Origin of the sequence: Nonomuraea sp. NPDC001636, assembly GCF_040298265.1 — a bacterium.
In the GTDB taxonomy this organism is placed as follows: domain Bacteria; phylum Actinomycetota; class Actinomycetes; order Streptosporangiales; family Streptosporangiaceae; genus Nonomuraea.
In genome coordinates this window covers 190,326-212,505 of the sequence record NZ_JBEOZT010000019.1, presented here as the reverse complement: position 1 = coordinate 212,505, position 22,180 = coordinate 190,326, and the positions used below count along the sequence as shown (strand labels likewise).

At 70.8% G+C, this 22,180-nt stretch carries 27 protein-coding genes and 1 pseudogene; 19 read left to right on the top strand and 9 right to left on the bottom strand.

Annotation, left to right across the window (positions count from 1 at the left end; genetic code table 11):
* Positions 1–24: 24 nt before the first annotated feature.
* Complete coding sequence (locus ABT158_RS31585; protein WP_352359608.1) at positions 25–1,143, top strand: oxidoreductase; 1,119 nt, start codon at positions 25–27, stop codon at positions 1,141–1,143.
* 59 nt (positions 1,144–1,202) lie between these two features.
* On the opposite strand, the gene ABT158_RS31580 is transcribed toward ABT158_RS31585, so the two are convergent.
* A complete protein-coding gene (locus tag ABT158_RS31580) occupies positions 1,203–1,841 on the bottom strand; it encodes a CGNR zinc finger domain-containing protein (protein WP_352359606.1) in 639 nt (212 codons plus the stop codon).
* A gap of 71 nt (positions 1,842–1,912) precedes the next feature.
* Here ABT158_RS31580 and ABT158_RS31575 point away from each other — a divergent pair, with 71 nt between their 5' ends.
* The 3 genes from ABT158_RS31575 (at position 1,913) to ABT158_RS31565 (ending at position 4,662) form a co-directional block, all read left to right on the top strand.
* Positions 1,913–2,662, top strand: a complete 750-nt coding sequence (locus ABT158_RS31575; RefSeq protein ID WP_352359604.1) for a metallophosphoesterase — start codon at positions 1,913–1,915, stop codon at positions 2,660–2,662.
* Entirely contained in the window at positions 2,659–3,276 is a 618-nt protein-coding gene (locus ABT158_RS31570) for a LysE family translocator (protein WP_352359602.1), read from the top strand. Before ABT158_RS31575 ends, ABT158_RS31570 begins: the two co-directional genes overlap by 4 nt.
* 513 nt (positions 3,277–3,789) lie before the next feature.
* On the top strand, positions 3,790–4,662 hold the full coding sequence (locus ABT158_RS31565) for a phosphotransferase (RefSeq protein WP_352359600.1): 873 nt from the start codon (positions 3,790–3,792) through the stop codon (positions 4,660–4,662).
* A gap of 418 nt (positions 4,663–5,080) precedes the next feature.
* On the opposite strand, the gene ABT158_RS31560 is transcribed toward ABT158_RS31565, so the two are convergent.
* The 3 genes from ABT158_RS31560 to ABT158_RS31550 form a co-directional block, all read right to left on the bottom strand.
* Entirely contained in the window at positions 5,081–5,692 is a 612-nt protein-coding gene (locus tag ABT158_RS31560) for a hypothetical protein (RefSeq protein ID WP_352359598.1), read from the bottom strand.
* Between the two features lie 286 nt (positions 5,693–5,978).
* Positions 5,979–6,509: a TetR/AcrR family transcriptional regulator C-terminal domain-containing protein gene (locus ABT158_RS31555; protein ID WP_352359596.1), complete on the bottom strand. Its 531-nt coding sequence runs from the start codon at positions 6,507–6,509 to the stop codon at positions 5,979–5,981.
* A 1-nt stretch (position 6,510) separates the two neighbouring features.
* Positions 6,511–7,074: a hypothetical protein gene (locus tag ABT158_RS31550; protein WP_352359594.1), complete on the bottom strand. Its 564-nt coding sequence runs from the start codon at positions 7,072–7,074 to the stop codon at positions 6,511–6,513.
* 322 nt (positions 7,075–7,396) lie between these two features.
* On the opposite strand from ABT158_RS31550, the gene ABT158_RS31545 reads away from it, so the two are divergent.
* A complete protein-coding gene (locus tag ABT158_RS31545) occupies positions 7,397–7,903 on the top strand; it encodes a nucleotidyltransferase domain-containing protein (protein ID WP_352359592.1) in 507 nt (168 codons plus the stop codon).
* Positions 7,904–7,987: 84 nt separating this feature from the next.
* Positions 7,988–8,543, top strand: a pseudogene (locus ABT158_RS31540) (helix-turn-helix domain-containing protein).
* An 8-nt stretch (positions 8,544–8,551) separates the two neighbouring features.
* Here ABT158_RS31540 and ABT158_RS31535 read toward each other — a convergent pair.
* Entirely contained in the window at positions 8,552–9,379 is an 828-nt protein-coding gene (locus ABT158_RS31535) for a class I SAM-dependent methyltransferase (RefSeq protein ID WP_352359590.1), read from the bottom strand.
* A gap of 195 nt (positions 9,380–9,574) precedes the next feature.
* Between ABT158_RS31535 and ABT158_RS31530 the strand changes: the two genes are divergently transcribed.
* A complete protein-coding gene (locus tag ABT158_RS31530) occupies positions 9,575–9,793 on the top strand; it encodes a cold-shock protein (RefSeq protein WP_352359588.1) in 219 nt (72 codons plus the stop codon).
* Between the two features lie 30 nt (positions 9,794–9,823).
* On the opposite strand, the gene ABT158_RS31525 is transcribed toward ABT158_RS31530, so the two are convergent.
* Complete coding sequence (locus ABT158_RS31525; protein ID WP_352359586.1) at positions 9,824–10,192, bottom strand: DUF4440 domain-containing protein; 369 nt, start codon at positions 10,190–10,192, stop codon at positions 9,824–9,826.
* On the bottom strand, positions 10,189–11,034 hold the full coding sequence (locus ABT158_RS31520; protein WP_352359584.1) for an SDR family oxidoreductase: 846 nt from the start codon (positions 11,032–11,034) through the stop codon (positions 10,189–10,191). Before ABT158_RS31520 ends, ABT158_RS31525 begins: the two co-directional genes overlap by 4 nt.
* Positions 11,035–11,105: 71 nt before the next feature.
* Here ABT158_RS31520 and ABT158_RS31515 point away from each other — a divergent pair, with 71 nt between their 5' ends.
* A complete protein-coding gene (locus tag ABT158_RS31515; protein WP_352359582.1) occupies positions 11,106–12,110 on the top strand; it encodes an AraC family transcriptional regulator in 1,005 nt (334 codons plus the stop codon).
* 41 nt (positions 12,111–12,151) lie between these two features.
* Here ABT158_RS31515 and ABT158_RS31510 read toward each other — a convergent pair whose 3' ends face one another.
* Complete coding sequence (locus ABT158_RS31510; RefSeq protein ID WP_352359580.1) at positions 12,152–12,841, bottom strand: DUF4097 family beta strand repeat-containing protein; 690 nt, start codon at positions 12,839–12,841, stop codon at positions 12,152–12,154.
* Between the two features lie 473 nt (positions 12,842–13,314).
* On the opposite strand from ABT158_RS31510, the gene ABT158_RS31505 reads away from it, so the two are divergent.
* The 9 genes from ABT158_RS31505 (at position 13,315) to ABT158_RS31465 (ending at position 19,013) form a co-directional block, all read left to right on the top strand.
* Positions 13,315–13,527 carry a hypothetical protein gene (locus tag ABT158_RS31505; protein WP_352359579.1) on the top strand — a complete coding sequence of 71 codons (213 nt, stop codon included), beginning with the start codon at positions 13,315–13,317 and terminating at the stop codon, positions 13,525–13,527.
* Positions 13,528–13,805: 278 nt separating this feature from the next.
* Complete coding sequence (locus ABT158_RS31500) at positions 13,806–14,141, top strand: ArsR/SmtB family transcription factor (RefSeq protein ID WP_352359577.1); 336 nt, start codon at positions 13,806–13,808, stop codon at positions 14,139–14,141.
* Between the two features lie 9 nt (positions 14,142–14,150).
* Complete coding sequence (locus ABT158_RS31495; RefSeq protein WP_352359575.1) at positions 14,151–15,257, top strand: GNAT family N-acetyltransferase; 1,107 nt, start codon at positions 14,151–14,153, stop codon at positions 15,255–15,257.
* A 294-nt stretch (positions 15,258–15,551) separates the two neighbouring features.
* Entirely contained in the window at positions 15,552–15,893 is a 342-nt protein-coding gene (locus ABT158_RS31490) for an ArsR/SmtB family transcription factor (RefSeq protein ID WP_352359573.1), read from the top strand.
* Between the two features lie 11 nt (positions 15,894–15,904).
* Positions 15,905–16,981, top strand: a complete 1,077-nt coding sequence (arsB, locus tag ABT158_RS31485; protein WP_352359571.1) for an ACR3 family arsenite efflux transporter — start codon at positions 15,905–15,907, stop codon at positions 16,979–16,981.
* On the top strand, positions 16,974–17,378 hold the full coding sequence (locus ABT158_RS31480) for an arsenate reductase ArsC (RefSeq protein ID WP_352359569.1): 405 nt from the start codon (positions 16,974–16,976) through the stop codon (positions 17,376–17,378). The genes arsB and ABT158_RS31480 overlap by 8 nt, the downstream gene beginning before the upstream one ends.
* A 153-nt stretch (positions 17,379–17,531) precedes the next feature.
* Positions 17,532–18,149, top strand: coding sequence for a sulfocyanin-like copper-binding protein (locus ABT158_RS31475; protein WP_352359567.1), 618 nt, complete (start codon positions 17,532–17,534; stop codon positions 18,147–18,149).
* 66 nt (positions 18,150–18,215) lie between these two features.
* Positions 18,216–18,635 (top strand): ACT domain-containing protein, encoded by a 420-nt coding sequence (locus ABT158_RS31470; RefSeq protein WP_352359565.1) that lies wholly within the window; start codon positions 18,216–18,218, stop codon positions 18,633–18,635.
* A gap of 201 nt (positions 18,636–18,836) precedes the next feature.
* Positions 18,837–19,013 carry a hypothetical protein gene (locus ABT158_RS31465; RefSeq protein WP_352359563.1) on the top strand — a complete coding sequence of 59 codons (177 nt, stop codon included), beginning with the start codon at positions 18,837–18,839 and terminating at the stop codon, positions 19,011–19,013.
* A gap of 106 nt (positions 19,014–19,119) precedes the next feature.
* Here the strand turns inward: ABT158_RS31465 and ABT158_RS31460 are convergent, their stop codons facing one another.
* Positions 19,120–19,698, bottom strand: coding sequence for a TetR/AcrR family transcriptional regulator (locus tag ABT158_RS31460; RefSeq protein WP_352359561.1), 579 nt, complete (start codon positions 19,696–19,698; stop codon positions 19,120–19,122).
* 91 nt (positions 19,699–19,789) lie between these two features.
* On the opposite strand from ABT158_RS31460, the gene ABT158_RS31455 reads away from it, so the two are divergent.
* Together ABT158_RS31455 and ABT158_RS31450 are read left to right on the top strand one after the other, a co-directional pair.
* The gene (locus ABT158_RS31455; protein WP_352359559.1) at positions 19,790–21,202 is read left to right on the top strand and encodes an MFS transporter; all 1,413 of its coding nucleotides are present in this window, start codon (positions 19,790–19,792) and stop codon (positions 21,200–21,202) included.
* A gap of 91 nt (positions 21,203–21,293) precedes the next feature.
* Positions 21,294–21,686, top strand: a complete 393-nt coding sequence (locus ABT158_RS31450) for a GNAT family N-acetyltransferase (protein WP_352359639.1) — start codon at positions 21,294–21,296, stop codon at positions 21,684–21,686.
* Positions 21,687–22,180 lie beyond the last annotated feature (494 nt).

Genomic DNA, 22,180 nt, shown 5'->3' with positions numbered 1-22,180 from the left:
TCGACGCATCAAGGGAGTACATCCATGACGAACCACCACGCGCTGCTGCCCGTCCGGGTCGGCGGTCTCGACCTGCCCAACCGGCTCGCCGTCGCGCCGATGACCCGGGTGTCCGCCGCCCCCGACGGCACGCCGACCCGCGAGATGGCCGAATACTACGAGCGGTACGCGGAGGGCGGATTCGGGCTGGTGATCACGGAAGGCACCTACACCGACACCGTCAACAGTCAGGGCTACCTCAACCAGCCGGGCATCGTCTCCGCCCCGCACGTGTCGGCCTGGCGTGAGATCACCGGCAAGGTGCGGGCCGCCGGGAGCCGTATCGTCCTCCAGCTCATGCACGCCGGCGCGCTGTCGCAGGGGAACCCGTATCGCGCCGGCACGGTCGGGCCGTCCGCCGTGCGGCCGCGTGCGGAGATGTTGCCCGAGTACGGCGGGTCCGGCAGCTGGCCCACGCCCCGGGAGATGACCGCGGCCGACATCGAGGCGGCGATCGGCGGCTTCGTGGCCTCAGCCGTCCGGGCCCGGGAGGCCGGCTTCGACGGGGTCGAACTCCATGGAGCCAATGGTTACCTGCTGGACCAGTTCCTCACCGACTACACCAACCGCCGCGCCGACTCCTACGGCGGCCCGGTCGCGAACCGGGTCCGGCTGACGGCCGAGGTGGTGGCCGCGATCCGGGCCGAGCTCGGCGCCGGCTTCTGCGTCGGCGTACGGCTGTCGCAGGGCAAGGTCAACGACTTCGGCCACCGCTGGCCCGGCGGCGCGGCCGACGCGCGGATCATCTTCGCCGCGCTGGCCGCGGCGGGCGCCTCGTACCTGCACATCGCCAGCGAGGGACGCGACTGGATCGAGACCGCCCGGCTGGACGGCGGCGTCACGATCACGAGTCTGGCTCGCCAGGTGAGCGGCCTTCCGGTCATCGCCAACGGCGGCATGCACGATCTCTCGCGGGCGGCTCAGGTTCTGTCCGGCGGCCATGCCGACCTGCTGTCCATCGGCCGGGGCGCGCTGGCCAACCCCGATCTTCCGCGGCGCGTGTCGCGGAGCCTGCCGCTGGAGACGTACGACCGTCGCATGCTGGAGCCCATGGCGACGCTGAGCAACGCGCGGCAGCGGCTGCGGGCAGGCACCGCGGCGTGAGCCGCGTGCGTCCTCCCGCCTGGGATCGACGCTGTGCCGCCCGGTTGATCCCGAGGTGGTCAGGGCCCGGGCAGCTCTTGGGGGGTCGTGGCGTTGTGGCGCTGGTAGTGGCGTGCGGCCCGGGCGCGGTTGCCGCATGACGGCTTGCACCACTCCTGCCGCCCGTGGCTCTTGACGAAGTAGCGCACGCAGCGCGGCGCGTTGCAGGCCCGCAACCGCTCACGCTGCGGACCGCTCAGGAACTCGATGGCGGCCCGCGCCAGCGCCGCGATCAAGTGCACGCCTGCGTCGCGCTCGCTCGACAACACTTCCGTACGGGGTGTTCCGCTCGCCGGCCAGTCGAGCTGCGGGACGATCGCTTCGCGGGCGGCAGCCGCGTTGAGGTGCGCCAGCGCCTGCTCGACCGGCATCAGCCGGTGGGCGTCGGCCCGGCTCGGGGGCGCCGGGCTGACCGCTTGCGCGAACAGCGCCCGCACGGCCCGGCGAAGCTCGACGATCTCGCTCCTGAGCTCCTCCCCCACCGCGAGCTCCGCGACGTCGACGCGGCCGGTCAGCGACTCGGCCTGCTGACGGATCCAGCGGGCCGTGCTCTGCGCCGTCGCCAGGTCGTCGGCGACACCGCCGTCGCCGTCGTGGCGGATCGTGCTCGCCAGTTCCAGTGCCGGCCAGCGCTCCACTCCAACCTCCCGGTTGCTCACGTCCTCGTCCGTACTCTATCGTCCCTAACGCTAAATCTCATTTAGCCATTAGACAGCTTGGGGATCGCACGATGACGTTGCTCTTGGCCCAGATCAGCGACCTGCACCTGGACGGCACCGACCGGGCGACCCGGCGCGCCACCCAGGTCATGGACCACCTCAGGGCGCTGCCCCGCCCGGTCGACGCCCTGCTGGTCACCGGTGACATCGCCGATCACGGCGAGGAGGCCGAGTACGAGCAGGCCGCCCAGATCCTGGCCGCCCCCTTCCCGGTGCTCACCTGCCCCGGCAACCACGACGTCCGCCCGGCCTACCGCAAGGCGCTGCTGCGGCAGTCGCCCGCGCCCGGCCCCGTCAACCAGGTGCACCACGTCGCCGGCACCGCCATCCTGATGTGCGACTCCACCATTCCCGGGCGCGACGAGGGCCGGCTCGACGCCGAAACCCTCGCCTGGATGCACGCCACCCTCGACGGGCTCGCCCCGGACACGCCCGCGCTGATCGCCTTCCATCAGCCGCCCGTCGTACTCCACCACCCGTTGCCCGACTCCGGGCGGCTGGAGGCGCCCGGCGACCTGGCCGCGCTGCTCGACGCCCATCCGCAGGTCGTCGCCGTGCTCACCGGCCACGCTCACACCGCGGCCGCCTCCACCTTCGCCGGTCGTCCCTTGATCGTCGCACCGGCCGTCACCTGGACCCTGCGCCTGCCGTGGGAGGGCGACCGGCCCGCCGACCGCGACCAACCGCCCGGCCTCGCCTTCCACATCCTGGACGACGACCACCGCCTCACCACCCACTTCCGCGTCGTCCTCCAGGCATGACCCACACGTACGCGGTCACCGCGTTCCTCCTGGCGATCCTGCCCGTCATCGCCACGCCGGGCGCCAGCCTGACCCTGCTGATCCAGCACGTCACGGCCGGTGGTCCCCGGCAGGCCCTCCCGATCGTCCTCGGTACGGTCAGCGGCCTGTACGCCCACGCGACCCTGGCCATCGCCGGACTGTCGGCCGTGGTCATGCACTCCAGCCAGGCCTTCACCGTCGTCAGACTCCTCGGGGCGGCCTACCTCGTCGGCCTCGGCCTGTGGACCTGGCGCTCCACCACCCTGCCCCCGCCTCCCAGGCTTCCGGAGCGGCCGCAACGTACCGGCTCCGTCTACAGCCAGGCCCTGCTCGCGAACGTGCTCAACCCCAAGGCGGCCTCCGTCTACCTGACCCTGGTGCCGCAGTTCGTCGTGCCCGGCCGTCCCCTCAACGGGCAGATCCTCACCCTGGCCACCGCCCATGCCCTGCTGATGGCGGTGTGGCTGCTGACCTGGACGGTCCTTGTCCGCCAAGGGGCGCACCTCCTGCACAAGGCCCGCTTCAAGCGCTCAGTCGCCAGGGTGACGGCGGTGGTGCTCGTCGTCCTCGGTGTCCGGGCCGCCACGACGTAGGGGCTGTCGCGGTCGGCGGCGTCAGCGCCCGAGCTCCTGGCGCGCTCTCCAGGGGTTCCACGCCTCATGCAGTACGCGCCGTCCGCCAGGATGCCCGCCGGCCGGGACCGAGACCGTGGCTGGAGTGGACGAGCCGCTGGTGTCCGGGCTTGCCGGCCGAGCGGGCGGGCACGGCGGCGTTCCGGCACGTCCTGGCCGCCCTGCAACGCCGGATCCACCGTCCCGGCGGCTCCGTCGTACTGCTCGCAGCACGTGCCGTAGATCTGCCGGCCCCTCCGCCGACACCGGCAACAAACCGAATGCGCCGAACCGGCCGGGTGGTGTTGCATACAGACGTGACCGGCCGGCCCTCCCGCCCACCCGCACCGTGGCCGGCTGCCCACAGGGGACGACCGCGGCTTCGGGAGCCGCCATGCCCGGCCACGCTGACCTGGTCACGACGCATCAGACGCTCGGCCGGGCCAAGGGCCCGCGCCGCACACATCGACCCCAGCAGGGAGAGGCACCGAACACGTGAAGGACACCGAGATCCCGCGGGCGGTGGCCGCGGCCGTCGACACGGCCGCCGAGTACGGCCTGGGCGCCGACGACGCCGCTGTGCTGCACAACTCGAACCGGATCGCCGTCCGGCTGCGGCCCAGCGGCGTCCTCGCCCGGGTCGCGCCCCTCGCGCACCGCCCCGACTTCGAGGTCGAGCTCGCCCGGCGCCTCGCCGGGACCGGCAGCCCGGTGGCGGGTCTCGATCCGCGGGCCGAGCCCCGCGTCCATGTCCGCGACGGCTTCGCCGTCACCCTCTGGACCTACTACGAGCCCACCGCCGCACCCGAGGACCACCCGCCCGCCGCCTACGCCGACGCCCTGGCCCGGCTGCACGCCGGCCTGCGCCGCATCGACTTCACCGCACCGCACTTCACCGCACCGCACTTCACCGACCGCGTTTCAGACGCCCTCCGGGTGGTCGAGGACCCCGCCGTCAGCCCGGATCTCGGCGCCGCGGAACGCGGCCTGCTGACCGACACCCTCCACGGAATCAGCCGCGCGATCCTGGACCGCGGCACGCGGCAACAGCTCCTGCACGGCGAACCGCACCCCGGCAACCTGCTCGCCACCGCGGACGGACCGCTCTTCATCGACCTGGAGACCGCCTGCCGCGGACCCGTCGAGTTCGACCTCGCGCACGCTCCACAGGACGTCGCCGCGCACTACCCGGGCGCCGACTCCGGGCTGCTCGCCGACTGCCGGATCCTCAGCCTCGCCCTCGCGGTCTCCTGGCGCTGGGACCGCGACGACCAGCTCCCCGACGGCCGCAGAAGGGGCCGGGAGTGGCTCGCCCAGCTGCAGGCCGCCCTCGACCACCGCCGGCACGCCCCCGGCGGCGGCCACTGAGCAGCGCCCCTGCCATCTCGCGGCCCGTTTCTCACGGATGCCGCCGGAGGGTGTGCCCGCCTACAGCGGCGAGCTGCTGCTCCCGGAACTTGACGAGCCGCTGGAGGTGCGGTTCTGGATCACCTCCCCCGGGGCGGCGATCCGCGCCGTCGCGACGGCCCGCCGTGGCACCGCCGAGTGCGGCCGCTCCGGCGAGGACGTGCTCAAGGACGTGACCGGCTTCGACCAGTGGGGGTGGCGTGGCGTGCAAGCCCTGGTCACCGCGGATGCCTGGACGGAGCACGGCGACCCGGGTGCCCAGGCGACGATCGTGGCCGCTCGTGGCGGGCTGGGCCGTGGCGTCCGAACAGGACGGCGACGGCCATCGCATCAAGCCTGCGACGCGCGGAAACGCGGAACCCTGATCTCGCGGAAGGCCTCACTCCGGGACGCAGTGCACGAGGGAGTAGACGTTGAGCAGCCGGTCCGTGGGGTTCTTGGCCCTGACCTCGTAGCTGCGGGGTTTGCCGTCGTCGTCGAACACCAGGGCCGCTTTGGACACGATGACGTCCGGCACGGCCGCCTTGTTGCGCAAGTCGATGATCTCGTAGCCGCCGCTCACCGCGATCTGCCCGCTCAGGCACTTGCCGATGTAGGACCCCTCGGTGTGCGGATGCAGCAACATGCTCACCCAGCCCTGGGATTGGCCGTCGAACGGGTTCGGCCCCTCAGGACCCGTGGGTCCGGCAGGGCCCGCAGGACCGGTGGGGCCCACGGGACCCTGCTGGTTCCATGTGATGACCCGCTCCCCGGCCGCGCACCCCTCCGGACCCGGCTCGCCGGCGGGCGCCAGTTCCGTCTGCGCCGTCGGGGTGGGCGACGGGTTGGCCGTGGGCTGCGCGGTGCCGGGAACGCGCAGCGTGCCGCTTGACGTGACGCACGCTGTGATCACACCGCCGGAGGCCACCACCCCGGCGACCGCCGCCCCCGAGCCTCCCACGATCAGCCCCGCCACCGCTCCGACCGCCAGCATGGTCTTCCTGCCGCTCATCGTGACCCTTCCTGCCGTAGGACGACCCCACGCCGTGGGGATGACGCCCACCGTTGTGCATGGCACTGGTATCTGGCTTGGAAGTCACTGCGATCTTCAGGGCGTCCGAGCGATCACCCGAAAGATCCCGAGCCGGTCGGGGCGTGCTTCGCGGGCGAGGCACACGGGACAGCATCAGCGCCACGGGCTGTTCGAGCAGGTCAGGGCAGTGCACGAAGAGCTGTGTCGAGTCGGCCCCTCGGCCCGAACGACGGCGGGAACGGCGGCTTGCTCCGCCGGGGAGCGGCTACCGGGCTCGGCGGGCGATCAGCGCCTCTATGCCGTCCAGCAGGAGGTCGAGTACTCGGAGGCTCCCTCGACCCCTGGCCGCGAGCTCCTTGCCGCCGGCGCCGAGCGAGTGCGTCAGTGTGGCCGCGGTGAGGGCGTAGCCGCTCAGCAGCGTGGCGGCGTTGAACTTCTGGCCGTCGTCCAGGGCGGTGTCGGACAGCGCATCCAGGGCCCGGTCGAGCCAGAGCAGCCGTCGCGGACCCATGGGCGGGGTGCTCTGGCGCAGGTCCAGCAGCCAGGGCCGGGACAGCAGGAGGTCGCGGGTGAGCTTGAGCGGAACCTGTGCCGGGAGGAGGCGACCTGCGGGCTCGATGTGGTGAAGATGCAGCAGGCGGTCGGTGCTGACCTGGGACGGTCTGAGGCATAGCTCGCGGGGTGCTGGTAGGGCAGGGGCGAACGCGAGTGGATGCCGGTGACCGAGGTGGAGATGCCTACCGCCGTTGTACTCGTAGGGCTGGGCGCCGATCGCGAGCGGTGCGGCGCGACACAACTCATTCCGGCTTGTTCGACTCGCGCTTCTGCTCCCACGCGAAGGAGAGCGCCAGAGCGATCGCGATGATCAGGCTCCAGACCTCGAGCGCGCCCCAGAAAACGCCGTCGTTCGGTCGAATATGCGACACTGACGCGACGCCCATCAGAGGGAAGCAACAGAGCAGCATCCCCCACCAACGGCCGCTCTTCAGCCCTGCGAGTCCGAGCCCGAACACGGCTATCACCGGCAGGCCCGCCAGCAGCACCAGGGGCCACCCCCATAACGCGGCCACCGTCGCCACGCCCCACCCCAGCACGAGCATCGACAGCGCGGACGTCCCCAGGAAGGCGGAGACCCGCCGTGGATCGTCCCGTCGCACACTGATCGCCCCAACGACGAAGGAGGCCAGCGCGCTGGTCAGCATCACCGCCGCCGCCCTGAGGTCATTGCGTTCGGACTCCCACAGAGCGATCGCCGAGACCACCCACAACAGCGCGGCCAGGCCGAATAACGGTGCCGGAAATCTCCGCACGTTCTCCCCTTCCAGGAAACGCGGGCAGGATGTCATCTCGCGCAAGGACATCCCGTGATTTCGCTCGCTGTTCCGCCTGCGAACGGTTGATGCGATTGAATCACAGGGGTCTCGGTCGCCAACGAAGCGGGCTTCACAAAGAAGAACGTATTGCGGATCAACGATATGTAGTTTCACGCCAGCCTGAAGACACACCTGCGATGGCTTCGCCAGGAACCGCTTAGAAGAAACTCTCAAGTCCGGATCGTGGGCAGCCCTGTCGCCGGGGCGGGCTGGAGGGCATGATTTTGTCGATAACAAAGCGGGTCTCGCGCGATCCTCGAAAGCTTTCAGGGCCCCGGCCAGGCCGGCATGCCCCCATTACGCTGCACACGTGAACGCCGACGAAGTCCTCGCGATCTACAACGACCTCGCCGCCGAGAACGTCCCTGTCTGGATCGATGGCGGGTGGTGTGTTGACGCACTTCTCGGCAAGCAGACCCGCGAACACGCCGACCTGGACATCGCCGTCGCCCGTGAGCACGCAGAGCGTCTCAGGGAGTTGTTCGCGCGGTGGGGCTATCAGCCGCAGCCACGACAGGACGCGACCGACTGGAACTACGTCGTCGCGACCGGCAGCGGCAGCACGGTCGATGTCCACGTGTTCGAGTTCGACGACGAGGGCAACAACACGTACGGGATCGAGTACCCCAAGGATTCCCTGACGGGCACGGGTGTCATCGCCGGGCGAAAAGTGCGGTGCATCGCTGCTGAATGGATGTTCAGATTCAAGACGGCGTACACGCCCCAGGACAAAGATCTTGAGGACGTTCGCGCTCTCGGCGAAAGGTACGGATTCAAGGTCCCGGCCACACATCGCCGCCCAGCGCCGCGGCTCTGAATCGCGCGTGTACGCTTTCGCGCGGCCCAGCATCCGATCCGCCGTGATCAAGCGGAAGCGGGCGCTGGACGGTCTTCACGATGCGTGCCTTGGCACACCCTCATCCGCTTGGCTGAACTCATCCGCAACCAGCGAGCCGAACGCCGCTGCCGGTGGCGTCGGTTGGACCCGGCCCAGCAGGCGCTGCTGGTTCTGGCCCATCTGCGCAACGGCGACACCTACGCCCGTTTGGCCGCCGGATTCGCCATCGGCACCACCACAGCCTGGCGCTACGTCCGCGAAAGCGTGGACCTGCCGGCCGCGCCGGCCGACGACGTGCACGCCGCTGCGAGACGCGCTGCGCGGCTGGCCCACGCCATCGTGGACGGCACCTCGTCCCGATCGACCGCCTGGCCGACGAGCGGCCGCACCACGGCGGCAAACAGACTCTCGCGGACAAGGGCTACCAGGGAGCGGGCGGCACGATCCGGACGCCGTTCACGCGGCATCGTCATCGGCGCTGGCTGCCACTTGGCCAGAGCGACGTCAACCGCGCCCACGTCCGTATCCGGGCCATCGCTGTTGTCCGCGTCGGGCGACCGCACCCGTGCAAGCAATCCTCGTGCCGCAACTCGTCGAGGAGGGCCGCTACTCAGGATGAAGAGGCGGTCACCCCTGCCTCCAGACACCCTCGCCTTCCGAGGAGGCCGGGCCGTACTGCCAGACGAATTCCAGCCATGGCGGGGCCACCCCCGTGAAGTGCGCCCAGCTGCCAGGTTCCGCACCCGGGTAGTCACCTCGGACCTCAGAAAGGAGCCTCAGCATGAAGCCTTCCCGGATCAGGCTGTTGACTATCCGGCTCAGTGTCTGCCTGTACTCCAGGGGTTCGCGAATGTGAGGGCCGGCCGGCTTGCGGTCGTAGACCCAGTCCTGGTCGGGATAGCGGGTCGCGGCCTCGTCCGTGTAGGGGTGCTTCAGCGTGTAGCCCTCCCCGTTCCACGAGTGGTGAGTGAGCCCGGAGAAGAACGGGTTGGCGCACATCAGGTAGTAGTGGCCGCCTTCGTCGACGACTCTCGCGACCTCGCGGAAAACGATCCGGGAGTCCGGGACGAAGGTCAGCGAGTACGGATGCCAGACCAGATCGAACGAGGAGTCGTCAAGGGCCGACAGGTCCCGCATGTCTCCCTGGATCGTGCGGATGCCGACGCTGTAGTGCTCAGCGGCCAAGTGGTCCCGCTCCAGCTGCCCGGACGAGATGTCGAGAACCGTCACGTCGGCTCCAAGCAGAGCGAAGGCCGCAGACTGCTGCCCGCCCCCTCCCGCCAGGCAGAGCACCCTCCGGCCCGCCAGGTCGCCGGGGATGCCCAGCCTCTCCAGGCCCAGATAGGCCTGAGCCTTCTCCGCGTCCAGGTCGAGCATAGGACGGGTGAACAACGCCTCCGCCCCCGCGAGGGCTTCCCAGCGTTCCTTGTTGTAGTGGTAGACCTCGTCCTGCATGGCGGTCACCCTAGCTGTCGTCCAACGGCCGGGACGAACCATATTCGGTCGGCGCGTCGATGGCGTGGATGGTCAGCAGGCTGGTGGCGGCGCCGAGCGTGGTGGGGTGCTCGGCTGACGGCCGAGCAAGGCCCGACCTCCTTGGGCCGCTTCTAACCGGTGGTCGTTCCAGAGGCGGGCGGCGAGAATACGATCATGACTAGAGGCACGGTGAAGTTCTTCCTGCCCGAGAAGGGTTGGGGAGCGATCTCCTCCCCCGACCTTCCGGCAGATCGTGATGCGTTCGTGCACTTCAGTGATATCGCGACGAGCGGGTATCGCGTTCTGGAGGCAGGTGACGAGGTCGAATTCGACCTCGTCGCACGCTCACAGGACAGCTTCGATTACGTGGCCGAGAACGTCCGCAAGCTGTAGAGGAGACGGCCGGCTGCTCCTCCCGGGACGTCACAGGAGCCAGGTCTCGTGCAGGTGCAACCACGTGGCGGCCTGGAGGACCACGGTGGACTGCCGGGTCCGATCCGGCTGGACCTCCTGGTAGGTGGCCGCCACGAGCGCGCCGCCGGAGGCGATGATCCGTACGTCGCGGATCTCGATGGTCAGCTCTGGGGCCCTGCCGTGGAGTGCCTCGACCTCGGCGAGGACCTGGTCGCGGGTGAGCGTCCGGCCGTCGGAGGTGATGAGCGTGAAGCCGGGGGCGTGCGCGTCGGCGAAGCAGGCGAACTCCTCCCGCGCGGCGGCGCCGGTCAGCCAGCGTTCGATGACCTCGTGGTGGCGGACGATCTCCGCCTCGACCTCCGCCTCGACGCCGTTCACCGGTTCGCCCAGGGCTGGGCGGCGATCCAGGTGCGCAGCGGCGTCAGCCGCAGGCCCAGCAGATCGGCCACCGCGGGGTCGGGTGCGAACAGGTCGCGGTCGGCGGCGGCCCAGCGGTAGGTGGCCGCCACCGCGGCGGCCGTCGGCGCGCCCAGCGCCGTCGTCAGGCCCGACTCGAACTCGGCCGGATCCTGCGCGGCGTAACGGGCGCCGAAGGCGGCCGCCAGCTCGTCGCCGGTCACCACGTCGGGGCCGCCGAGCCGCAGCACGGCTCCCTCCAGATCGGCACGTACGAGCGCGGCGTGCGTGGCGGCGGCCAGGTCGTCGTGCGAAAGCCAGGGCACCGGCAGGTCGGCGGGCAGCGGGTAGCGCAGCACGCCCTCGGCCGCCAGCGGCCCCGCCACCCACGGCGCGGCCAGGTTGTCCAGGTAGACCGGCGGGCACAGCACCACGACGGGCAGCCCGGCCGACCGCAGCGCCCGCACCGCCCACCGGCGCGTCTCGAAGGCCGCCACCTGCGTGGCGGCCTCGGGCAGCCGGTTGGCGGTGTTGAACACCAGCCGCCGCGCCCCGGCCGCCAGCGCGGCGTCGCGCACATGACGGACGTGGGCGGCCACCGTGTCCGGCTCGTAGACCATGGGCAGCGTCACCGAGGCGTGCGTCACCCCGGCGAAGGCGGCCTTCACCGCCTCGGCGTCGCCGAGGTCGCCGGCGACCGGCTCCACTCCGTGCGACACTCGGCCGCTCCTGGTCAGGCCGCGCACCGTGTGCCCCTCGGCGACGAGCCGCCGCGCGACCGCGCCACCCTGGGCGCCTGCCGCGCCGATCACAAGAAAGGTCATGCCGGACAGCCTCCACCGAGTCGGCGATACGCTCTATAAAGCGAAATATCGGCTTATTTAAGGATCGTCCGGTGGATGGTGACCTGCTGAGCGCCCTGCTGGCCCCGCTGCGGCTGGAGGGCGTCTTCCACAGCCGCTGGCAGGCCGGGTCGCCCTGGGGCGTCGCGGGCGAGGCCGAGGACTGCGCGCTGCTGCACTACGTGCACGAGGGCACGTGTGCCGTCGAGTTGCCCGGCGCCGAGCCCGTCCTGCTGCGCGCCGGGGACCTGGCCGTCTTCCCGCACGGCAGCGCCCACCGGCTGGGCGACCGGCCGGGGCGTCCCGCCGTGCCACTCGCGGCTGTGCTGCCCGAGCGGCCGCAGGGCGGCGTGAGCACCGTGGAGCTGGGCGGGCCCGGCGAGCGGACCGTCCTGCTCTGCGGCGGGCTCCACTACGACCGGGCCGCCAGATCGCCGATCTACCGGGCGCTGCCGCCCGTCCTGGTGCTCGACCGGGCCACGCTGGAAGGTCACGGGCTGCTCGGCGGCACCCTCGGACGGCTGGCCGGCGAATGGGACCTGGCCGGACCCGGCGCGACGCTGGTCGCCCTGCGCGCCTTCGAGCTGGTCTTCGTGCTGGCGTTGCGGGCCGCGGTGGGCGGAATGGCCGAGGGCTCGCCGGTCCTGCGGGCGTTGCGTCACCCGGCGATCGGGACGGCGCTGCACGCCGTACAGACGAGATTCGCCGAGCCCTGGACGGTCGAGTCGCTGGCGGCCCAGGCCGGGATGTCGCGCTCGGCGTTCGCGGCGACCTTCCGCGAGCTGGTCGGCGAGGCGCCGATCCGGCACCTGACCGCCCGCCGCATGCAGGAGGCCGCACGCCTGCTGAGCGAGACCACGCTCCCCCACAGCCGGATCGGCGAACGCGTCGGCTACCACTCGACGGTCGGCTTCCACCTGGCCTTCCGCCAGCAGTACGGAACCACCCCCGGCGACTACCGCCGCCGCTCGACGCAGGACACCGCACCCGGGACAGCGGACGTGACGCGGAACCCGGCCGGGCCCCCGACCCGGAAGCAGCGTCCGCCGACGCGGTGACGGCGGACGGACGCGGCCGACCCCGGATGGCCGCCGCCCGGTCAGCCGCGCAGGACGTCGATGTCGCCCGACCCGGACCTGGCCACGATCTTCCGGGGAGCGCCGGGGTCGGCGGTCACCGTGACGTTCGTCGTCCCGGATCTCGTGGTGGTCTCGACGTCGTACGGCTCCGCCGGAAGCGTCAGCTTCGCATCCCCCGAGCCGGACGTCATACGGACCTCGTCCGGCGCGTTCGCGAACGTCAGCGTGACGTCCCCCGAGCCTGTCCGCCCCGTGAACTCCTTGCCGGTGAGCCCGGTCGCCGAGACGTCGCCGGAGCCGGTCTTCACCGCCAGCGGACCGCCGAGCCCGCGCAGGTCGATGTTTCCCGAGCCGGTCCCGACCTCCACCGGCAGCCCCTCCGGCACTTCGATCACGTAGTCGACCGAGCAGTTGTCCACGGCCGCCGAGCAGTCGTAGCTCATGGTGAGCGTGTCGCCCTCCACCCTGTGCTCGGCGACCGGCCGCTCGGCCGACCAGCGCCGGGTCTCCACGACCCGGACCGCGGCGCCGGACGTCTGGCTGATCGTGACCTCGCCCGCCCCGCCGGCGAGGGAGATCCCGGCCACCTTCTCCGTCACCTTGTAGGTGATCTGCTCCTGGTTGGCCGCCTTCGTGATGCCCTGCAGCCCGCACCCGGTGAGTGCCAGCGCGGCCAGTACCAGGCCGCCCGCCATCCGCGTCGCCCTCATGTCATCGATCGTGCTGGATCGGGGAGCCCGGCACAGTGAGGCGTACCCCCCAATGACATGGAGGGAGCACCCCCCGCCCGCGTCGGCGGCGAACTCGGAGATGATCGGGAAGACCGGGTGACCAGCGAAGACACCGCCGGAACCGACCGTGCCCCCGGCCCGGCGAACCGGGCTGCCACAACTTCCACGGCAGCATGCCTCCGACGCGCTCGCGCAACGCCGTCTTCTCACTATCGGACATGGTCCTACGAGGGCATCGAGCCCTTCGACCGGGCGGAATCACTGGCAGAGCAGCGGGCCGAGGCGCATCCGGACGACCTCGCTCCGCCGTACATCGCCATGGCGCACGTTACCGGCTCGTCGCCCCCTACGTCACGGCGCGAGGACGCGCGCTGGCCGCCGCGGTGCTCTCGGGGACGTACTGGTCCGAGGGGAAACAGGTCAGGTACGACATCGTGCCGGAGGTGCGACGGGTGGCGAACAGTCAAGCGGCGCTGAACCGCGTGTTCCGCGGGGATGAGCTGCAGGACGAGCCCGCCGCCCTCGCGGGGTGGATCGACGAGGAGGCCGACCGGGTCGTCGTCGAGACGAACACCTTCGACCAAGATCTGCGCCACAGACTCGCAGAGCGGCACAAACTCCCCCACCACGCGCCGACCGTCGTGTTCGACGACATGCGTGCCTGAGCTGGTCCTGGCCATCGGTCAGGGTGCCGTCGGCCCGGCGACGCGAGAGCCGAGCACCGCACGTCCGCCCGCGCCGCTCGAACTTCCCGCCCGAGGCGTCACTGAAAACGGCCTGATCGACCTCGGCCCCGATGGCGTCGCCTCATCGCCGAGATCTCCATCGTCAGCTTCGCCCTCCGGACCCCCGGCGACCGGGTCGCGTCCAGCGAGCCGGTGTTCGCGGCGTGCGCCATGAGTGGCTTCCATGCTCGCACTCAATCGACTATCGTCGATGTTCGATGAACGAGACAGAGGGGCCTCTGCCGCGCGCCGAGGCCGAGGAGTATGCGAGCTGGTTCAAGGCCCTGGCCGACGCCACCCGGATTCAGATCGTGTCGCTGCTTGCGCGGAGGCGAGCGCCGATGAGCGTGGGCGAGATCGTGACCGCTTCCGGGGTAGGCCAGTCCACCGTCTCGCACCACCTGAAGATCCTGGCCGACGTGCGGTTCGTACTGGTCGACAAGCAAGGAACGTCCAGCCTGTACCGAATCAACGAAGCCTGCGTGAGCTGTTTCCCCACCGCCGCCGACGTGGTGATGGGCAACCCGGTGCCGGCCGCACCGGCCTGCGACTGAGGAGATCTCATGGCGCACGACGAGATCGTCGACCACCACTCCGCCCTGGCCCGCAACGCGCTCAGCGGGCAGCGCATCACCCGACTGCGTGCCGGCGAGACGGTGCTCGACCTTGGATCCGGTGGCGGCATCGACGTGTCGCTGTCAGCCCGCGAGGTCGGCCCGCACGGCGCCGTCTTCGGCATGGACGCCAGTCCTGCCCTGGTGGCACTGGCCCAGCGCAACGCCGAACAGGCCGGCGTCCACAACGTGCAGTTCCTGCACGGCACGATCGAAGCGATCCCGCTGCCCGGCCACACGGTCGACGTGGTCGTCTCCAACTGCGTGATCAGCCTGTCCGGCGACAAGGCGGCGGTGCCGGCCGAGGCGTTCCGGGTGCTGCGACCGGGGGGCCGGTTCTGGGTCCGCGACGTCGTCACCGTGCGGGTGCCCGACGAGCGGGCGCGCCGGCGGACCGAGCAGCGCGTCGGCTGCGCCGCCGGATCGCTCACCGTGCAGGAGTACCGGGATCTGCTCGTCGCGGCCGGCTTCGTCGCCGTCACGATCACGCTGACCGCCGATCACGGCGACGGGGTGCACTCGGCCGTCGTCCAGGCCGTCAAGCCCGCCATCGGGCCCGGCCTGGAGATCCGGCCGATGCGGGAGGGCGACGCCGCGGAGGTGCTGGCCATCTACCAGGCCGGGCTGGACACCGGTCAGGCCAGTTTCGAGACCACCGCCCCCGACTGGGAGGGGTTCACCGCGAGCCGGTTGCCGCACCTGCGGTACGTGGCGACCGACAGCGACTCCGGCGAGGTGCTCGGCTGGGTGGCCGCCTCGGCGGTCTCGTCCCGCCCGGTCTACGCCGGAGTGGTCGAGCACAGCATCTACGTCCACCCTGGCTGTCAGGCTCACGGCATCGGCCGGACGCTGCTGGCGGCGTTCATCGCCGCCAGCGAGGACGCCGGCGTCTGGACGATCCAGTCGGGTGTATTCCCCGAGAATGCCGCCAGCTTGGCTCTGCACCAGGGCCTCGGTTTCCGCGTGGTCGGCACCCGCGAGCGCATCGGTTGTCACCGCGGCCTCTGGCGGGACGTGCTGATGATCGAGCGCCGGAGCACCTTGACCGGGGCCTGAGTCGCCGCTCGGGAACATGGGTGGCCGTCTGATGGTTATGTCCGTCGTGACCGGTGTGCCCAGTGTCCCCGGGCCTCACCTATCGCCTTCGCGGACTACCGTTCGGCTGGAGCCGTGTTGTGCCCTTCGCCGAGAGGCGACACGCACACCGGTACGCACACGCGGCTGAAGGTCCTCGCCGAGTCGGCGGGGGCCTTCGCCGTTACGGGATCTCGCTCAAGCTCCGCCTCGCAGCTTTGATGTGTGCCAATATAGAGAGACGTCGATTTCGATGGCTGTCTATACGGAGAAGATATGGAACCTCTGGACCTCTTGGAGTGCAGCCCGCCGCTGATGCGCGAGCCGCTGGACGCCGAGCGGGCGGCCGGAGTGGCGCGCGTGTTCAAGGCGCTGGGCGACCCCGTGCGGCTGCGCATCCTGTCGATCGTGGCCAGCCGCGCCGGCGGCGAGGTGTGCGTGTGCGACATCACCGGCGCCTTCGAGCTGTCCCAGCCGACCATCAGCCACCACCTGAAGGTGCTCAAGGACGTCGGGCTGGTGACCTCCGAGCGGCGTGCCTCCTGGGTGTACTACCGACTGGTGCCCGAGACGCTGGGTGAGCTGTCGGCCCTGCTCGACGTGCCCGCGCCCGTCTGAGAAGCGGCGCAATGTCTTCTTCCGCCGCACCTGCGCAGGGCGTCATCGCCGGCCTGTCCACGCTCGACCGGTTCCTGCCGGTGTGGATCGTCGCGGCCATGGCCGCCGGGCTGCTGCTCGGACGGCTCGTGCCGGGGCTGAACACCGCGCTGGAAGCGGTGAAGGTCGGCGAGATCTCGCTGCCGATCGCGCTCGGGCTGCTGCTGATGATGTATCCGGTGCTGGCCAAGGTCCGCTACGACCGCCTGGGCTCGGTCACCGGTGACCGTCGCCTGCTGTTCTCCTCGCTGCTGCTGAACTGGGTGCTCGGCCCGGCCGTCATGTTCGCGCTGGCCTGGATCTTCCTGCCCGACCTGCCCGAGTACCGCACCGGCCTGATCATCGTCGGGCTCGCGCGGTGCATCGCCATGGTCCTCATCTGGAACGACCTGGCCTGCGGCGACCGCGAGGCCGCCGCCGTCCTGGTCGCGCTCAACTCGGTCTTCCAGGTGGTCGCGTTCGGCGCGCTGGGCTGGTTCTACCTGCAGGTGCTGCCCGGTTGGCTGGGCCTCGCGCAGGCCGCACTGGAGGTCTCGGCCTGGGACATCGCCCGGTACGTGCTCATCTTCCTCGGCATCCCGCTGGCCGCCGGCTATCTGTCCCGCAAGCTCGGCGAACGCGCCCGCGGCCGGGACTGGTACGAAAGCCGTTTCCTGCCACGCGTCGGCCCGCTGGCCCTGTACGGACTGCTGTTCACCATCGTCATCCTGTTCGCCCTGCAAGGCGGCACGATCACCGCCCAGCCCGGCGACGTCGCCCGCATCGCGCTGCCGCTGCTGGCCTACTTCGCGCTCATGTGGGGCGGGTCGTTCCTGGCCGGCAAGCTGATCGGCCTGGGCTACGAGCGTTCCACCACCCTGGCCTTCACCGCCGCCGGCAACAACTTCGAGCTGGCCATCGCCGTGGCGGTCGGCGTCTTCGGCGTCACGTCCGGCCAGGCGCTGGCCGGAGTGGTGGGCCCGCTCATCGAGGTTCCCGTCCTGGTGGCCCTGGTCTACGTCAGCCTGGCCGGCCGCCGCCTGTTCACCGAGGAGCCCGTACATGCCTGACCAGCCCAGCGTCCTGTTCGTGTGCGTGCACAATGCCGGGCGCTCCCAGATGGCCGCCGGCTGGCTCAGCCACCTGGCAGGCGACCGCGTCGAGGTCCGCTCGGCCGGTTCCGCCCCGGCCGACCAGGTCAACCCGGTCGCCGTGCAGGCCATGGCCGAGGTCGGCATCGACATCGCCGCCGCCCACCCCAAGGTCCTGTCCGTCGACGCCGTGCAAGCCTCTGACGTGGTCATCACCATGGGCTGCGGCGACGCCTGCCCCCTCTTCCCGGGCAAGCGGTACGAGGACTGGAAGCTCGACGACCCCGCCGGACAGGGCATCGACGCCGTCCGGGCCATCCGCGACGACATCCGCTTCCACGTGGAGAGGTTGCTCGGCGAGTTGCTGCCCGGCTGACTCGCCCGCACTGAACGACGTCGACGGCCGCTTCTCCAGCCGGGTTCGAATGCCATGGCTCCGTTGGGGCAGGAGGAGCTGGGTGAGGTGTCCTCACCCTGAGCCTCAGGACGGCCGGCCTCAAGCGGAGGCGGAGCGACGGAGGTGCCGAGCATGTGGCTGCACAAGATCAGTTACACAGTGATGAGCGCCGTCATGTGCGCGGGCCTCGGCTGGGGAGGAGCGGCGGCGGGTGCGGCGATCACGCCACGTCAGCAGCCCCCGTGCACCGCGCCACCACTGCAAGGGCATGTGGTGGATGTGTCCCTCGCGGAGATGGGGTCAGGCATGGTGAGCCCTGGCCCCCATGGTCCCGGATCGTACGGGACTCCTGGTCCGGGGGCCATGATGCCCGGCACTCAAGGCCCGTACGGCTCAGGCCCGCATGGCACGCGGATGAGACTGACGGCCACGCCTTCGAGCGTTCCAGCCGGCAAGGTCTCGCTGCGTGCGTACAACAAGGGGGTCCTCGCCCACGAGGTCGTCGTGCTGCCGCTCCCGGCGGGACACGCGCCGGGACAGCGGGTGACCGGCTCGGACGGGCGCGTCAGCGAGGCGGGTAGCCTCGGCGAGGCGTCTCGTACGTGTGGGGCGGGCGCCGGGAACGGCATAGCTCCTGGATCCACGAGCTGGACCACGTTGACCCTGCGACCGGGCCGATACGAGCTGCTGTGCAACTTCCCGGGCCACTACTCGGCCGGTATGTACGCCGAACTCGACGTCACTGGTTAGGTCACGGGCCTGACCAGATTGGGGTCTGAGCGTGAGACCAGCTGGGTGCCTGGTAGACACATGCTCATGAACGCATCCACCGCCCAGCGCCTCAGCATCATGTCACCCACATTCGCCGTCGAGCATCTCCCGCATGGAGGGTTGCCCGAGGACGATTGGCTGGTGCTCGTCCGGGCTCCGGAAGGGCTGACCGTGGTGCGTGAGGCCAGAGGTGCGGACGCGGCGGAGCAGTGGATCGGCTTCTACGGAGGTGCCACAGCACATGGCTTGGACGTTCCCGGAATGCTGTCCGCGATCGTCAAGCCGCTGGCTGAGGCGGCGATCCCGGTATTCGTGGCCTCGACTTTCCACGCCGACCTGGTTCTGGTTCCCGAGCTGAGGAAACAGCAGGCCGTCACCGTCCTTGAGGAAGCGGGGCACCAGGTGATGAGCCAGGACGGCGCAGCCGGTGAACGTTCCGGCGACGGCACTGGAGCTGGGCGGTGATAGGCGGACAGTGGCGCGTGGTACCGCGGGAAGCAATGAGAGAGACGAGCATCGGCAACGGCCGGTTCGCGCGGAGACTCATGGGGGTGCGGGGGACGGCACCATCGTCGTGCTGCTGCCGGCAGGACTGATCTTCATGGCGGCCCTGGTGCTCGGCGTATGGAGATACCTGCAGATGATCCCGTCGCGGCGGGAGTCGTGGTGTTCTTCGTCGCGGCGATCGTGAGCTACGTCTTTCACGGTCGGCGCCGGGACGCCGGCAATCAGTTCCGCCGTCCCGTCCGCGGCACGACGGCGTTCATGACGGCGCTCATCGTGGGCGAGATCGGCGGCTTCGCTGTGCTGCTCGCCGGATTCGTGCAGGCACAACTGCTCTGAACCTCGTCCACGAGGCCCGACGCCCGGCGCCCGGACGCGGGCGAGCGACTGGCCGACCGGCAACCGCGGCGAGTCCGCCGCCTCACCCCGGAGCCGGGCTCGCGCCTCAGGCGGCCAGGACCGATTGGATGGACTTCGTGACCGTGTCGGCGGCGTCGTCCCGGGCCAGGCGTCCTTGGCGCACCTCGTTCGCCGCGCCGTGCAGGATGTAGTGGGTGAGGCTGACCAGCCAGGCGGCGGGCAGGTCGGTACGGAAGACGCCTTGATCCTGCCCACGGTGGACGAGGTCGGCCATGCGCTGGGCGGGTTCGGCGTGCAGCTCTCGGACCCGTCCCGCGGGCAGGACTCCTTCGGCCGCGGCCAGCAGGGCCGCTGATTCGGCCACCAGTTCCCAGCTGGACGCCAGCAGGCGGCCCATGGCTTCGCGCGCGTCGCCGGTCAGGTCGACGGAGGCCAGCAGCTCGTCACCGTCTCGCAGCGCCTCGACGAGTGCCGCCTCGATGAGGTCGGCCCGGGTCCGGAAGTGTCCGTACAGGGTCATCCGCCCGACGCCGGCGGCCCGGGCGATGTCGTCGGTGGTCGCATGCGGGTCCGAGCGCATCAGTTCGCGTGCCGCGGACACGATGCGGGCGATGCTGCGCTCGGCATCGGCACGGCGCCTGGAGCGCGCAGGAGGTGCAGCCATGCCCCCAGTCTATCTCGTATGTGCGTATACGGCTTATAGTGACCAAGCAGAACTCGTATATGGGCATACGAGATATCAGCTGGAGGATTCGATGACCCAACCTGCAGTGCAACAGCCGGAGCTCCACGAGCCGCTCCCAGCCCGGTGGCGCATCCTCGGCTTCCTCGGCGTGGCCCAGCTCATGCTGATCCTCGACGTCACCGTGGTCGCCATCGCGCTGCCGCACATGGAGACGGACCTCGGCCTCGGACGCGAGGCCCTGACCTGGACGGTCAGCGCGTACACGCTCACCTTCGGCGGGCTCATGCTGCTCGGCGGCCGCATCACGGACCTGCTGGGCGCCAAGCGGATCGTGATCGCCGGCCTGTTGCTGTTCACCGTCGCGTCGCTGGTCACAGGGCTGGCCGGGTCGGCGGGCACGCTGCTCGCCGGTCGTGTGGCCCAGGGCGTCGGGGCCGCGCTGCTGTCGCCCGCGGCGCTGTCGCTGGTGGTCGCCCTGTTCGACGGAGAGGAGCGGAACAAGGCCCTGGGGGTCTGGTCCGCGCTCGGCGGCGGCGGCGCCGCGCTCGGCGTGCTCCTCGGCGGCCTGCTCACCGCCGGTCCCGGATGGTCGTGGGTGTTCCACGTCAACGTGCCCATCGGCCTGGTGATCGCTGTGGTCCTCGCCGTACTGCTCCCGGCGCGTACGCCTTCGCCCGCTTCCCGGCCCCGGCTCGACGTCCTCGGTGCGGTCCTGGTGACGTCCGCCAGCGCGTCGTTGATCTACGCCCTCATCGCCGCCGGCGAGCGGGGGTGGCTCAGCGCCCTCACCGGGTGGCTCGTGCTCGCGGCCGCCGTGGGCTACGTGCTGTTCGTGCTGTGGCAGAGGCGGGCGCGTTCGCCCCTGATGGACGTGCGGCTGCTCGCCCGGCGTCCCGTGGCGGTCGGGGCCTTCCTCATCCTGATGGCCACGGCGCTGATGATCGCCGTGTTCTTCCTGGGAACCTTCTACTTCCAGCACGCTCTGGGCTACGGCGCGCTGCAGGCCGGGCTGCTGTTCCTGCCGGTCGCGGTGGCCACGATGCTCGGCGCCAACTTGACCGGACGCCTGCTCGGCCGGTGGGGCGGGCGCGCCCTGGCCGTCGCGGGTCTGACGGTCGCGGCGATCGGCATGGCCCTACCGGCCTTCTCGACGAACGTCGTCAGCGTCGTGGCAGGCGTGGCCGTCGCGGCGGCGGGCACCGGCGCGTTGTTCGTCATCGCCTCGGCGACCGCGCTCGGTCAGGTGGCGCCCCACGAGGCCGGGATCGCCTCCGGCATCGTGAGCACCTTCCACGAGTTCGGCGCGTCCATCGGAGCCGCCGTCATCTCAAGCGTCGCAGCCGCGAGCCTGGCCGGGACCACGTTGAACGGCTTCACCAGCGGATTCACCGTGGCCGCGATCGCATCGGCGGCCGGCGCGGTCGTCGCGGCGCTGGTCACGCCCGGCCGCCCGTCACCTACGGAGCCAGCCGGCTCTCAGTGAGCGACCTGAATCGCACCGCCCCGCCCCGAACCCGACCGGAAAGGACCACCGTGACAACGATCCGTCGCGCCACGCCCGAAGACGCCGCCATCTGCACGACCTCATTCGCGCTCTGGCCGAACACCAGGGCCAGGCCTCGGCCATCACCGTAGGCGTCGAGGATCTGAAGCGGCTGCTCGCCCGCCCGGAGGTCACCTACCTGATCGCCGAGCGCAGCGGCCGGGCCATCGGCTACGTCTCCTGGCTGGAGCGCGTCAGCTTCTGGTCCGGCCAGGACTACCTCGCCCTCGACGACCTGTACGTGACCGGCGCCGAACGCGGCACCGGCGTGGGCGAGCGGCTGATGCAAGCCGCGGCTGAAGCCGCCGACGGCAAGGTGATCCGCTGGGAGGTGGCCGAAGCCAACGTCGCCGCGCAACGCTTCTACGCCCGCATCGGCGCGACCCTCACCTCCAAGAAGATCTGTCGCTGGCAACCGAAGTGACCGATGCTTCATCGCACGTCGCGGCGGCCTCGACGGCATGTTCGCCGCCCTTCCCGGTGAGGCGGGTGGCCCGTTCGGACGCCTCGCTCCGCAGGCCCGACCCCCGACGTCGAGCAGAGCGGGCGCGGATTCGCCCGGAACCGTCGAACACCTGGCGAACGGCGTGGCATCCCCTTCTTTGCCGGGGCTCGCCCGCATACTGGGCATACTCCCCTCCCATCGTCAATCGCTTCACGTGCCCGTCGAGAGGGAGATCATGAGGGTTGTGGCGACATTCGGCCTGGTCGCGGCCCTTGTCGCAAGTCCCTGCACGATCGCGGCGGCCGCACCCGTCCTGCCGATGCCCGACCCTCCGGTGGAGGAGGGCGACAGTGCCGATGACCAGACCAACCCGGAGGGCGCGGCGGGGCGGGCCGGCCCGCCCGCGGGGGGGGGGCACTGGGCGGGGGGGGAGGTAATGGCGCCGCGGGCCCGCCACGGGAGCGACGATGGGC